Source organism: Saccharicrinis fermentans DSM 9555 = JCM 21142, assembly GCF_000517085.1.
GTDB classification, from domain to species: Bacteria; Bacteroidota; Bacteroidia; order Bacteroidales; family Marinilabiliaceae; genus Saccharicrinis; species Saccharicrinis fermentans.
Genome location: NZ_KI912107.1, coordinates 8425 through 23144, shown reverse-complemented (window position 1 = coordinate 23144; position 14720 = coordinate 8425). Strand labels below are relative to the sequence as shown.

Here is a 14720-nt window from a genome sequence, read left to right as displayed (position 1 = left end):
GAGTGATCTCTCACACAGGTGAATGATTATCCCGGCGAGTTCCATATGACCATTGAGAAACAAATTATAAACATATGAAACATAGTTATATTATTTTACTGTTATTGCTGCCAATAATGCTCAACGGTCAGGATAAAGATCTAAAACTCAAATTTAGTGGTTTTACCGACACCTACCACGCTGTTCGCAGCCAGAGCCCTAACGATTTTATGAGTTCACGTAGCCGATTACGTACCGAACTTGAAGCAAGTAAGGGTAAGTCATATATGTTTGTTTCACTTAACTCAATACACAACAGCGTACTTGAAGACCAAACAGGCATTGAGTTACGGGAAGCATTTTTGCAACATACAACTGATAATTGGGATTTTAAGGTTGGGAGGCAAATTGTAATTTGGGGAGTAGCTGATGGTTTGCGAATTACTGATGTTGTTTCTCCTTTGGATTACACTGAGTTTTTGGCTCGTGATTATGATGATATCCGCATTCCGGTAAATGCCTTAAAATTGAAGTATTTTACCAGTAAAATATCTGTTGAAGCAATTTTCATTCCAGTATCATCATTTTTTATTGTCCCTACATCTGTTAATAACCCATGGTCCGTTATTTCAACCTATGATGGTATTCAAACGGAAACAAATCTTGATAAATATCCTGATAAAACTTTTAGCAATAGTGAATACGGCGGTCGTGCATCATTTTATTTATCAGGTGTTGACATAAGTATATCAGCACTTCATACCTGGAATAAATTCCCCATATTTGAGAGTACTACTTCCTCAGCTTACGATACGGTTTTTATCCATGGACAATATAATCGAATGGATATGCTGGGAATGGATTTTTCATTTCCGGTTGGACAATTCGTTATGAGAGGCGAGGCTGCTGAATACTTTGGAGAACTTCAGGAGACAAATAGTGGTGAAAGAATTGAGCGTAATACAACTAATGTCCTTTGGGGTGTTGATTGGTATCCAGGAGGAGAATGGAATATTACAGCACAATATTCACATAAATTAATTTCAGATTATGTTGATATTTTAGCTAATAAAAGGAATACAGTTTTTGCTACTCTTGGCATTACAAAATCAACATTGCGAAGCACATTAAAATTATCGAGTTTTACTTATTTGGATATCTCTAACTCTGGATTTTTCAATAGAACCAGCGCCGATTATTCATTAAGCGACCAGATACATTTACTGGCTGGTTACGATTGGTTTCATGGCGATAATGGAGTCTTTGCTATCTATAAAGATAACTCTGAATATTGGTTTAAAGCTAAATTCAATTTTTAACAAGGAGATTTAGAGACCAATTGCAGATGAGATAATCCTTAAAACAATTATAGCAACAGGAAAAAGTACAAAGAAGAAATTATTGATGATAAAATATTGCCCACTAAAACACTATTACACAAAATAAATAATACGATTTCATAAGTAGCCGTTATTCTAGATTTTAACAAAGTAACTAATTTTAATCAACTCTTTACCCCCATTACAGGAATGACAACTACTCAATTTTGTAAGAACCTAAAATTGAATAATATGGACTTGAGTGTTTACTTACCACAATGTACAAAAGGAAACTAAGAACAAATTGAGCTTCTACAATTGGACAAAAGTAAACATAAAAATTAGAAAGAATATATCTTAAAATCTCTACAAAGAATATAGTATATTTGAATCATGAAGTTTACTTGTATAATATCTATATTAACTTTTATTGTACAATTTTCTGTGTACTCTCAACAGACAAAGTTTAGACACTTAACAGGTAACGATGGCTTATTATCAAATTCGATAAAAACTATTTTACAAGATTCAGATGGATTTATGTGGATTGGTACCATAGACGGCCTTTGCAAGTATGATGGTTACTCCTTTGCCAACTTTGTATACTCACCCACCGATAGTCAAACTCTTAGCAATAATTTTATTTCTTGCTTAACAGAAGACAATAACCACAATTTATGGATAGGTACCAGAAATGGGTTAAATAGATTAAATCTAGAGAGCTGTAAAATTGAACGTTTCAACAACATTTTGAATGATAGTATAGAAATAGGCTTAGTATTATCATTAGTTGTTAGTGACTCAAACAAACTTTGGATAGGTACTAACAATACTGGTTTATATTGTATGGATATGAATAATTATCAGCTTATAAATTATCGTCATGCAACAAATAACTCGAATTCAATTATCAGCAATAGTGTTAATTGCATACTAGAAGATAAGAAAAGAGGTCTGCTGGTTGGAACAAAAAATGGACTGGAAATATTTAACCCAAGCACTTCAACATTTAAGCATCTATTGCCTGGATTAGATATTCGATGCTTGAATTTTTATAAGGACAGCTCGGTGTTTGTAGGTACGATAAGCGATCAAAACACATACTTTAAATTAACAAAAGATTCGCTTATTAAAGCAATTACATTACCTGAACCCTCTCTCAATAAAGAAATACTTTCGCATAACGATTCCGATGGAAACCAATGGATTTCAATACGTGAAAAAGGCGTTTATTATTATGATAATACAAAAGGGACAAGCCATAAAATATCATACAACAAGTATAATCCCAACGGGATTAACAGTAATGCTATAATGTCTTTTTGTGAGGATAAGTCCGGCAATATTTGGATTGGCACCTTTGATTCCGGTATAAATATTTTTAAAAAGAATGACAACTTATTTGTTCATATAAAAGACAATTATTTGCCTAGTGGTATGCAAAATAACAGAGTCAGATCTATCTACCAGGATTCAGAGCAGGATATATGGATAGGCACGAAGGTAGGAGGTGCATTAAGTAAATTCAACCGCCAAACATTAAGTTTTACCCACTACAGACACGACCCTTCAGATCCCTTTTCAATAAGTAGTGATTTTATCTTTTGTATTACAGAAGATCGCCCTGGTTATTTATGGGTAGGCACCTCACACGGATTAAATTTGTTTGAGAAAAAAACAGGAAAATCAAAATCATTTTTTCCAGTCCCTGATAACCCTAAGAGTATTAATTCGGGTGAGATTTACGCTTTGTTAAAAGTTGAAGATGATTTATTCATTGGTACAGCAGCAGGAGGGTTAAATGTACTTGATACAAAAAAGAATGTTGTCACCCATTATATGAACACCCCTGACTCCAACAGCATTTCAAGCAATAACATATGGGTAATAAAAAAGGATAATAAAAATAACATTTGGATTGGTTCCGAAAATGGACTAAACCTATTTCACAGAGAAACAGGTGTTTTTACTCGTTTTCAGAATAATCCGGAAGATTCTAAAAGTATTTCAGATAACGATATAAAGTGTATTTACGAAGATAACGAACGGAACTTATGGATAGGTACCATATATGGTTTGAATTTAATGGATAGTGTAAATAACACCTTTACAGTTTATACTACTGACGATGGTTTACCTGGCAACTACATAAGTAGTGTTCTGGGAGATAGCTTAGGATATTTGTGGATTAGTACCAAAAAAGGACTTTCACGTTTTAATCCTGAAACAGGCACTTTTAGAAATTTTACTGTTCTTGATGGACTGCAAGACAATGAGTTTTCGCCTAATGTACAATGCAAAACTAAAAATGGGGAAATGCTATTTGGAGGGAACAATGGGTTTAATATATTTCATCCCGATAGTATCTCATTTGATCAAAAAGCTCCTGAGATTAAACTTACCGACTTTAGGCTATTTAATAAACATGTCGGTATTGATACCCCCGGTTCACCTCTTAAAAAACACATTAGCAGATGCAATGAAATTACATTGAGCCATGAACAAACCGTATTAACAATCGATTATGTTGCCTTTAATTATTATTCTCCTGAAAAAACCCAATATGCCTATATAATGGATGGGTTTGAGAAACAGTGGAATTATGTAGGTAACAAAAGAGAAGCTACCTATACAAACCTCGATCCAGGAACCTATGTTTTTAGAGTAAAGGCTTCTAATACTGATGGTTTATGGAACGAAGAAGGTGTTTCTCTAATTATTAATATATTGCCTCCCCTTTGGAAAACCTGGTGGGCATATTCTCTTTATGCACTATCCTTTATTCTTATTCTTTTGCTTATACGACATTATTCTTTGAAACGAATACATGAGGAAAAGAAACGTGAACAAGATCAGCAAAATTTAAAATTTTTCATTAATGTATCTCACGAGTTCCGAACTCCCCTTACATTAATATTTACCCCAATCAAAAAAATATTATCATCCAATAATATCAGAGAATGTAAGGAAGCTGCTCAAGATATTAACCTAAGCGCCAATAAGCTAATATATTTGATCAATCAATTATTAGATTTACGAAAAACAGATTTAGGCCAATTACCTTTGATTGCTGTAAAGACTGATATTGTAAGATATTCACATGAAATATTTAATTTATTCAAGGGAATTGGTGAATCTAAAAACATAAGCTTCATTTTTCAAAGTTCAAATTCAACAATTCAAGCCTGGTTTGATCCGGATAAATATGAGAAAATTCTCAATAACTTATTGTCAAATGCCATTAAATACACAGGGAATGGCGGTGAGCTTATTTTATCAATTTCAAGAACAGACATATCGGACAAAAAGACACTTATTAACTATCAAAAGAAAAAAGAAAAAAGAAAATATGTTGAAATTAAAGTTCAGGATACAGGCATCGGTCTTAGTAAGGAGCAAATAAAACATATTTTTGAACGATTTTATAGTCGGGATGCTTCCAATACAGGCACTGGTATTGGCCTTAATTATTCAAAAAGTCTTGTCGAACTCCATAGTGGGCATATTTTAGTTGAAAGCGAACTGGGCAAAGGAAGCACATTTATTGTGTTACTACCATTAGGTAACAAGCATTTAAAAGCAAATCAAATTAGTAAAACGAATTTTAACCTAAACAATTACAAATTTAAATTAAACCAATTAGAATCTCTTGAATTTGACATTGCTGCTACGGATGATTTTTCTGAACACAAAAATACCGTAGAGGAGGATATCAAGTTAAATCCAGATAATAAATTGCCCCTTATTTTAATTGTGGAGGATAATAGAAAACTCCGAAAACAACTTAAGGATGAATTAAAAAATAACTACAATATTAAGGAAGCTATAAACGGGAAAGATGGATTGGAGAAAGTGGAAAAATATTATCCAGATTTAATCATTAGCGATATTATGATGCCTATTATGGATGGCATTAATTTGTGCCACCAGATAAAAACTAATATTGATACCTGTCATATACCAATGGTTTTATTAACGGCTAAAAATCTGGCAGAAAATAAAGTAGAAGGATTTAAAACCGGAGCTGACGAGTATATTTCAAAACCTTTTATATTGAGCATTTTAAAAGCCCGAATTGAAAATTTATTAGAATCGAGAAAAAGACTAAAAAAGAAATATAAATCCACATCTGTTTTAATTCCTGCCAAAGAAGTAACCAGCAATAATCTGGATGAACAATTTTTAGAAAAGTTAACTCAGATTGTTTTAGAAAATATACCTGATTGTAATTTTTCTCCAACCGACCTAGAAAAAATAATGGGTGTTAGTCGAACAAAATTATACCTCAAAATTAATTCACTAACCGGAAATGGTACAGGCAATTTTATTCGAGATATAAGACTCAAATACGCGGCAGAATTAATACTTCAAAAAAAATACAGAATAAGTGAAATAAGCTTTATGGCAGGATTTAGATCTCATGCTTATTTTACTAAAATTTTTCATGATAAATTTGGTATTACCCCTCTACAATACCAAAAAAAGAATTCTTCAATATAAATATGAGTTTTACAAGTTTATAATTTGTCTCTCATTTGCCATATGGAACTTGCCAGAATAATCATATCTCTCTGTGTAAATCATCTTCCATGGTCATATGGAAATTTTAATCATTCTTCTGTGTGTATTTTAAAATGCTAAAATTCGTGTTCGTTTCATATCATTGAAGTATTGTCTTTTTTTTGATGATAAGATGCATCCTTTTTAATCCATTTTGATAGTAAAATAATCCAGTTCTACATTTTTAAAAGTCTATTGAGCCTAATTTTATATCAATTATAGTACTAAAATATTCAAAGTGCCTTTTTGTATAAAATAGAACAAATTCCAAATGAAAAAAAATCGACTAATGATGATCACCATTATGATGTTATCATTTTATTCTGCAAATGCGCAAACCATAGTTAACTCTTTGGCAGAACTTCGTGAGGCAGTTGAACAAAACAATCAAACTATTGTAATGACACCAGGTACCTATTCTATGAGTGATCTGGACAGCGACGAAAGGAACATTATCTGCTCTGGTTCTAACAACAGCATTGATCTCACAGGGGTTCATATAACATGCACCGTTGGTAGTGTAAGTGATCGCTATATCATCATCTCAGGAGATAATAATACCTTAAGAGGGATGGAACTTGAAGATGTCTACAGTAATGGAATGACAGAGGTAACGGATTTTAGTGCATACAACAAGGATCGTGAAACTTCCACTGTGTGTAAGGGACTTAAAGGTGCACCCGACATTACTATTACCGGAAATGGAAACTTGTTAGTTGGAATTAAACTAACCGTAAGAGGCTCCTATCCATACGGGTACGGTAGTATGTATGGTATTGGTTCAGATCATGTTTTCTATTTGGATAAACGCTGTGGCATAAACATAACTGGTGTTGGCAATACTATTGACAGCACTGAAGTTCAGCAAAGAGCTTTTGGTCATGGAATATATATGCAGGGAGACGCTGACCAAACAGTGATAAAAAATACTTTAGTAGAAGGTAGAACACGTGCTTATGCTGAATTATACGAAGAAACGGAAACGTACGATTTACCTTATCAGTCTGGTTATGTAATGCCCTATGAAGACAATAGAGCAATCCCTACCGATGAAGTGTTCTCCCTTTCTGAAGACGGTTTTAGATCGTATGGATCAACGGGTAGTGTTACTTTGGAAAATTGTACAGCTAAAATGATGAGGGGGGGGAGTAAGGCTCTATTTAGCTTCGTCCGCAACAGTAACCAACTGTAAATCTATTGACTGTGGCATAACGAATTATAATGTAACAAATAATGGTGAAATTATAAACTCATCGGGTAATTTCTCCTACGATAATTTGCTTGATTTTCCTTTAAGTAGAAAAAATACAAATATCGAGTTGACAATTATTCCATCTCCCAATGCTACAGGACCTCATGATATTACCGAGATTGACGGGAGTGGTCACACCATTGTTTTTCATCGTACTCCAGGACCGCTTGATCCTAACCTTAGATCAATTGTTGTGATAGGTGATAATTGTAACATCACCAACGAAACAGAATACCCTATTGTTCTTAAATCGACGGCAAATGCAAATACAATAGTCAGCTGTGGCGTTGTAGTTGATAATGGGACAAATAATAATATTACACAAAACAACTGCACATTTGATGCTGCCTTAACTATCGAAGCTGAAGATTATACCAATATGTTGGGTGTAGAAACAACTACTACAAGCGATGAAGGTGAAGGCAGTAAAGTATCAAATATCGATGCTGATGATTGGATGGAATATGAAATTACAATTCCTTCAACGGGAACATATTATTTTGATTACCGAATTTCAGGAGTTAGCAATGGCAATTTTTCAGTTGAAATGAATGGAGAAATCATAGAAGCCAATACTTTTGATGCTACAGATGGAGATGAAATATGGGAAACTATTCGTTCTTCATCACCTATTTATCTTAGCGAAGGAGTGGATACCATTCATATTCTAGCAAATTCTGCAGGATGGAACCTTAACTGGCTTGCACTAACACCCGAATGCTATAAAAGTCAAATTACTTCGCAAATAACTACATTCGATTTACAGGGTGTTGAATTCAGCAAGGAGGAACAATCAGAGGTAACTGTATTTCCTGGGTTTTCGGTCTCTTTAGTCCCATTAAGTACCGTGGGAGGTAGCTGGAGTTGGTCTGGACCGAATGGTTTTTCTTCTAACGAAGAAGTTGTAAGCTTAAGCGATATACAAAAATGTCAGGGTGGTAATTACATCGCTACTTTTCTTAATGCATGTGGTGTAGAGACTATCGATACTTTTAGTGTCAATGTTCAGGATTCATTGTTTATTGAAGCAGATAAATATGATGCGATGAGCGGGGTTTTGCTCGAAAAAACTACAGACCTTAATGGAGATTCTATAGTAACATCTATAACTACAGGCGACTGGATGGAATATGAAATTAAAGTGCCTTTTTCAGCCTTATATCGTTTTAGTTACCGTGTTGCCAGTGAAAATGCTATAAATTTTGATGTTAGCATCAATACAAAGTCTATTGATCAGGTTGTTTTTAACAATACCGGCGGAAACCAATCCTGGACAACAATTAATACAGATTCAACCGTATACCTAAAAGCAGGGATACAAACTTTACGTATATCATCGAAAAGCGATGACTGGAATATAAATTGGATTGAATTGAAAGCTACCGATATCGTAACTGAGTGCAATTTGCCCTATAATAATGATGGCTTTACAGTACGAAATAATACCATAGAATGGTCTTCCGGTTTGATGGATATATCTTGTGAATCTGATGTTAACATTCATGTTATTGTTGATGGAATAGGTGATTTGGGTGAGTCTGATTACTTGAGTATTTATTATAAACTAGATGATGAACAGCCAATTCTTCTCTCCGAGACGATTGGTGATATTAATCAAATGATGATTTCTTCTCAGGCACTAAAGGGCACAATATTAGAAGTTATTATAAAGTCTAATTCAGAGAGCTCTTCACAATATTATGATGTCTCTCAAATAATTATCACGAAAGGAAAAGATCCGTTTGCGAGGATAGAAGCCGAGGATTATGATGAAGCAAATGGAACTAGTACTGAAAACTGTAGCGATACAGATGGTGGAGAAAATGTGGGTTCTGTTAAAGATGGAAACTGGCTGATGTTTAGTAATATCAATCTTAGTGAGGTACATAGTATTAATGCACGTTTGGCAAGTGAATATTCAGGCGGAACTGTTGAGGTTCGCTTAGATTCCGAAACTGGTGAATTAATAGGAAGTATGGAAATGCCTAATACCGGAAATTGGCAAAGCTGGGAAACAGTGACAGCCTCATTGAATAACTCAATTGGTTTTTATGATGTGTTTCTTGTCTTTAATAGTTCCGAAAAATATGTTGGAAATATCAATTGGCTTCAGTTTTCTGTCGAAAAAATCTCGACTAACACCTCGGAATTACAAGATGCCAATAGTAGGCATTCATTGTATCCCAATCCAGTCAAAGACAAACTGCTTATCACTCATTGTATGGATGCAGTAATTGAGATTTATAATTCCACAGGTATTTTAATGCTACAAACCAAAAGTACCAATGACCAAATAACGTTGGATTTGCATAAGATTAATCAAGGTATTTATATTATTAGAATTGTGGATACTAAAGGTTCTATTCAAAGTTATAAGGTGATCAAACAATAAAACTGAAGCGATTCACTTTACTAAGGAAAAACAAAGGGAAAATCAGAGTTAAAAAATGGGGTACACAAAAATAATCAATATGAAATCAATACTATTAAATTGTCTGTTTCTTATAATAACGATGAGTGCTGTGCAGGCTCAAACAGACGCTTCTTCATTAGATCCTTATGCCAATGAAACCGAAGCTGAACGTGATACGCGCATGGAATGGTTTCGTGCGGCAAAATTTGGGATGTTTATACACTGGGGCGTTTATGCGGTTCCTGCAGGAATATACAAAGGTGAAAAGGTAGGCAAATATGGCGAATGGATTATGTCCGATGGAAGCATTCCCATGGCAGAATATCAACGCTTTGCTAAGAAATTTAACCCCATTAAATATGATCCTGAAGCATGGGTAAAATTAGCTAAGGAAGCCGGTATGAAATATATTGTGATTACTTCGAAACATCATGATGGTTTTGCGTTGTTCGATTCCAAAGTTTCGAAATGGGATATTGTAGATGCTTCCCCTTACGGGAAAGACCTTATTGCACCCTTGGCAGAGGCATGTAAAAAACATGGCATTAAGTTAGGTCTTTATTATTCTCAAGCTCAGGACTGGAATCAGGGTGGTTCAGCCAGAGGCAAGGATAAAAAAGGCAAGTGGGATCCTGCTCAGGAGCATGATATGGATGATTATATAAAAAATATTGCAGTGCCTCAGGTAAAAGAAATTTTAACACAATACCAACCTGCAATATTATGGTGGGATACGCCACGAGGAATGAATAAAGAGCGCGCGGAACAATTCTTACCTCTATTAAAACTTGCTCCTGGAATCATTCATAACAACAGATTGGGTGGGGACTATAAAGGAGATATCAGTACGCCAGAACAATTTATTCCAGGCACTGGTCTGTCTGGCGATTGGGAATCGTGCATGACGATGAACAACACCTGGGGATATAAAAGCTACGATCACAACTGGAAGTCTACAGAAACATTAATACAAAATCTTGTTGACATTGCTAGTAAAGGTGGAAACTTTCTTCTTAATGTAGGACCAACAGCCGAAGGTTTAATCCCCGAACCAAGCGTTGAGCGTTTAAAAAATATGGGAGAATGGATGAAAAAAAACAGTGAATCGATTTATGGTACCAGCGCTAGTCCTTGTCGCACGCCTGCCTGGGGGCGTATAACAACACGAACAAAAGGTGAAAATACCACACTTTATCTTAACGTGTTTGATTGGCCGAAAAGTGGCAACCTGTTTCTGCCAGTTACCAATAAAGTTCAATCTTGTTATTTGCTTGTGGATAAGGCTAATAAACTTAAAACTAAAACTGATGAGCAAGGCACAACAATATCCCTGGCAGGCGAAGCTCCGGATTCAATTAGCTCAGTTATTGTATTAAAATTGAAAGGAAAACCAATTGTCAGTGATGCCGACAATATCAAACCAGATGATGAAGGAAACATTTTATTACCTGCTCAAAAATCAATCATTAATAATGTCATTGGCTCTCATGTAATCTACAATAAAGAAACGGATTGCATTGAGCAATGGTCAAATGAAAAGGCAACGGTAGATTGGGATTTTAGTGTTGATAAAGCTGGCACCTATACCATTTCTATGCACATAGCCTCCGAAGAAGAAAGCGCACTAGAACTAATGATAGGTGATCAAAAAATAGAATTCAAAATAGCCACAACTGAAGGGTTTAAAACATTTAATGTAGGTGAAATAGAACTTGACAAAACTGGTAATTACAGCATACATCTTAAACCAAAGCATAAGGAATGGAAAGCAGTGATGCTTAAAGGTGTAACAATTTCTCCGAAGTAATTCCTGCAATCTTTCGTTAAAGCACAACATATAAAGCATATTATCAAATATAACTAATTGGCGAAAATAGCTTGTACCAGAAAATACAACGGAAAAACCGATAACAACAATATAGATTTTCTAATGCAACTCTTGGATTAAAAATAGACTCACACTTAAGAGAATCGTTGCATCAAAAATGTATTAAAACCACAAACTAAAAATATCATTATTTTTTTTATACATTTTTCTTGTATGAAACAATATTTTTCTATCTTTGCATCGCCTTAGAAAAAAGGGCATACATGATGGTCTTGTAGCTCAGTTGGATAGAGCAACAGCCTTCTAAGCTGTGGGTCGCAGGTTCGAATCCTGCCAGGATCACAAAAGCGGGGATTTTGTCAGTTTTGATAAAATCCCTTTTTTTATGCCCTACTGTGGGGTCAGTGCCAAAAGTTGGGTGTAAATGTTGTTTATAGTTGTCATGCAAATAGGTTGTGTAATCTTTTTTCAGAAATATCAACGCCCAATGTTTTTAATTTACGTGATATTTCTGCGTTAGGAGTTTGTTTATATGCTTTCCATTCAAAAGCCTTCTTTAATATTTTACCTTCATCATTCCCTACTAAATTACGCTCAGTTGCTTTTCCTTTATTAAGGTCAGTATAACCTCTTGGAGCAGCCCAAACCCAATGACCTTTCATTAACAGTTCTTTCATTCCAGTTACCACTTTATCTCGTCTCAACTCATTATCCATCTGACCGAAAAGAAACATTATATTTTGCTGAAATACACCTAAAGGAGTTGTTGGGTCAAGTTCCTGTGTGACAGTTAATGTTATAATACCATGCTTTTTAAGCAAATCATTGGCAATGGAAGCTCCATTGATGCCAGAACGAGAGAAGCGTTCATAAGAATATACTATAACGTAATTGATGCTTTTTGAGCGTTTTAAAAAGGTGAGCATACGGTTAAATTCTTTTCGGTCATCGGTTTTAGCAGATTCGTACGTTCCACCAAAATAACCAACAATATTAAGCCCTCTTTTTCCTGCAAAATTTTCACAATATTTTTTTTGAGAACTAAGACTTGTATTATCCTCTTGTATGGGTATAAAAACGAAAAGTACCTTTGTGAAAAATGCACTTTGCAATGAATCAATTACTTAGATGTTTTTTAGAAAAAACGGAATGACCCTAAACTTTAATTTTACTTTAAACAGACTTTAATTTTTTAAACCATTTCTTTAAATTAGATATCACTACATTTAATAAGGGCTTTTAAAAGACTAGTTTTCTTTAATTACAGGGCTTATAATAGGATTAAAACACTTAGGAGGTTGTTGTATACACCTCCTTTTTTTGTGCCAATATTTTGCCTCAAAATGAAGGTCCAAAAATGGTGGTTTTTTGTTTGGATGGACAGTTGGATGGACAGTTGGATGGACAATTGTGCTAAAATCTTAGTGCATTGAGGCATTAAATACGTATATGAAACTATACAATAAAGCCTAAAATGCATAACTCGATGCGAATAATGACAACGAAGCGAAAATATTCGCAAGAGTTAAGTATTTAATTTATAGGTATATAAGATATTTCTACTATGATTATAGTTTGAAAAACATGTGTGTAGTTGTTTGATTTGGTAACATTAGTTCATGCTATTGATACGTATGCTTGCCTTAATAAAGGCTAGAGCTCTTACTTTTTCGAGAGGAATGTCGCGTTCTGCGTGGTATTGATTATAGCTAACTAGTTTAATATGATCCTTAAGTTCGCTTTTGTTAATATACTTAACAGCGACATACTCCTCTCCATCCATATCTACACTAATTAAATACATCTCCCCGAAAAAAATATTGTCTTTAATGTTATTAATCTTCTTGTATAGTACTATGTCTCCGCTTTTTAGTAGTGGATACATACTGTCCCCAGTAACATGAACAGCACCGTCGCATTTCGGAATACCAGGAATACTTATATGCTCTAATGGCTTCTCGACCCCATTCTTAAAAAGTGGTACCAACCCCGCATATGCCTCTATGTCATACAGAGGTACAGTTTGATACTCCATTTTAGGTTCATAAGCAAGGCTAAAGTCATTATCAGCAGTGTCATATTGCCTTGTTGACTTTGTCATTTCGCCTAAGCCTGTGATGAGCCACTCGATGTTTAATTCAGGAAAGGCTGCGATTATTTTAGCAATAAAGATATCGGTTACGCTGGCATTTAGCTTGTCGGCATCCAAAAATCCTCTTTTTAATCCTGTTTTTTTGAAAAAATCCTGCTTTGTAATATCCTTATGGTCAATATATTGCAATATTCTGTGTTTTGTTGATGCGAAATTCATCGTTGTAAATTTGGTTTAGTGCGAAGATGTTCGTTATTTTGTCCCATGACTCGAACAAATGTAATAAAAAAAATGACTGACAAACAAGTATTGAAAAAAAAGAAGCCTGGTGATTATGTTGAGATAGCAAATTTACTAGGACTGTCGCGGGACAATGTGAGGATGATATTGAAGAGACCTACAGCTAAACGGTATAATATTGTCATGAATGCATTACGAAAAGTAGTTGAACTACGAGAATCAATGAAAGAACAATTAAAAGCTGAAATGGAATTATTTCAGAAGTAATTTACAATTAATAGTTATGCCTCATCTTTGGTTAAATAATAAAGTAGCAGTTGAATGGATTGAGCTTGTTCCTAAATTTTGGACAAAGCTCAATAGCCTACAGGCTGAAATACGCCGCTATAAAGATTTACCGTACGGAATAAAACGTCTACAAAAGGGAGGCAATGGGCGTAAGTTGTTGATTGACTTTGATAGCTTAGACAGGGAGATACAGGAGGCGATTGGTGATCCGCGCAAATGCGATCATATTTTGGAGCGATATTATAAGGTATTGCCACAAACAGTTGAATATTTTCAAAATTTTAAACGGGGCGATAATTATCTACATGCCCACGAACAGGAGCAGTACATTGTTAACGCTAGCGTAATGTTAGGCCTTATTGATCTTGAAAAAGACAGAATGCAGGCACGTATTGTTGCTAAAGGAAGCACAAGGGGAATTGGGAAAACATTGTGGGTTGACGCACTTTCGTTTAACGATACGCTAAAAGCAAAATATAATGTAACGCACAACTTGCCAAGCAACGAAAAGCGCTTTAGAGAGGCTTACAAGGCTTATAAAGGATTTGGTAATTATACAATAATAAAGGATCCTGAAGGTCGCGCTAGAAAAAACGCTAGTAAAGTTGATGCCATGGTTCTCGAGGTTCTGAATGGCTTATTCGTTAACAAACATAAGCCAACAGCGAGCGAAATTGCACGCACATACGAGAGTTTCCTAATGGGATATGCAGAGGTGTATAATACAAACACTGGAGAGTTATACGATC

The 14720-nt window shown here is 34.8% G+C and carries 9 protein-coding genes and 1 tRNA gene; 8 read left to right on the top strand and 2 right to left on the bottom strand.

The genetic code is table 11. The features are described 5' to 3' along the window. The first annotated feature begins 74 nt into the window (after positions 1–74). The 6 genes from CYTFE_RS0100200 to CYTFE_RS0100175 all read left to right on the top strand — a co-directional run bounded on the left by CYTFE_RS0100200 (position 75) and on the right by CYTFE_RS0100175 (position 11693). Positions 75–1298, top strand: a complete 1224-nt coding sequence (locus CYTFE_RS0100200; protein WP_027470154.1) for a DUF1302 family protein — start codon at positions 75–77, stop codon at positions 1296–1298. 393 nt (positions 1299–1691) lie between these two features. After that, positions 1692–5798: a hybrid sensor histidine kinase/response regulator transcription factor gene (locus tag CYTFE_RS0100195; protein ID WP_027470153.1), complete on the top strand. Its 4107-nt coding sequence runs from the start codon at positions 1692–1694 to the stop codon at positions 5796–5798. A 349-nt stretch (positions 5799–6147) separates the two neighbouring features. Beyond that, a complete protein-coding gene (locus CYTFE_RS0100190; protein WP_154665596.1) occupies positions 6148–7050 on the top strand; it encodes a hypothetical protein in 903 nt (300 codons plus the stop codon). Between the two features lie 127 nt (positions 7051–7177). After that, the gene (locus CYTFE_RS0100185) at positions 7178–9502 is read left to right on the top strand and encodes a carbohydrate-binding protein (RefSeq protein ID WP_154665595.1); all 2325 of its coding nucleotides are present in this window, start codon (positions 7178–7180) and stop codon (positions 9500–9502) included. A gap of 79 nt (positions 9503–9581) precedes the next feature. After that, positions 9582–11330: an alpha-L-fucosidase gene (locus tag CYTFE_RS24265; protein ID WP_152541832.1), complete on the top strand. Its 1749-nt coding sequence runs from the start codon at positions 9582–9584 to the stop codon at positions 11328–11330. Positions 11331–11619: 289 nt separating this feature from the next. Next, a tRNA-Arg gene (locus tag CYTFE_RS0100175) sits at positions 11620–11693 on the top strand. Positions 11694–11791: 98 nt separating this feature from the next. Here CYTFE_RS0100175 and CYTFE_RS24260 read toward each other — a convergent pair. Further along, on the bottom strand, positions 11792–12463 hold the full coding sequence (locus tag CYTFE_RS24260; protein WP_162150060.1) for a recombinase family protein: 672 nt from the start codon (positions 12461–12463) through the stop codon (positions 11792–11794). A 500-nt stretch (positions 12464–12963) separates the two neighbouring features. Further along, the gene (locus CYTFE_RS0100165) at positions 12964–13662 is read right to left on the bottom strand and encodes a S24 family peptidase (protein ID WP_027470150.1); all 699 of its coding nucleotides are present in this window, start codon (positions 13660–13662) and stop codon (positions 12964–12966) included. Positions 13663–13734: 72 nt separating this feature from the next. Here CYTFE_RS0100165 and CYTFE_RS0100160 point away from each other — a divergent pair, with 72 nt between their 5' ends. Both CYTFE_RS0100160 and CYTFE_RS30285 read left to right on the top strand, forming a co-directional pair. Then, complete coding sequence (locus tag CYTFE_RS0100160) at positions 13735–13950, top strand: hypothetical protein (protein ID WP_044262449.1); 216 nt, start codon at positions 13735–13737, stop codon at positions 13948–13950. Between the two features lie 16 nt (positions 13951–13966). Beyond that, positions 13967–14720: hypothetical protein (locus CYTFE_RS30285; protein ID WP_044262447.1), on the top strand; the 754-nt coding region annotated here is incomplete at its 3' end.

Coding starts and splice junctions, on each gene's coding strand:
- CYTFE_RS0100190 (WP_154665596.1), top strand. CDS start 6,148: ATGATGATCACCATTATGATGTTATCATTTTATTCTGCAAATGCGCAA.
- CYTFE_RS0100195 (WP_027470153.1), top strand. CDS start 1,692: ATGAAGTTTACTTGTATAATATCTATATTAACTTTTATTGTACAATTT.
- CYTFE_RS0100200 (WP_027470154.1), top strand. CDS start 75: ATGAAACATAGTTATATTATTTTACTGTTATTGCTGCCAATAATGCTC.
- CYTFE_RS0100165 (WP_027470150.1), bottom strand. CDS start 13,662: ATGAATTTCGCATCAACAAAACACAGAATATTGCAATATATTGACCAT.
- CYTFE_RS24265 (WP_152541832.1), top strand. CDS start 9,582: ATGAAATCAATACTATTAAATTGTCTGTTTCTTATAATAACGATGAGT.
- CYTFE_RS0100160 (WP_044262449.1), top strand. CDS start 13,735: ATGACTGACAAACAAGTATTGAAAAAAAAGAAGCCTGGTGATTATGTT.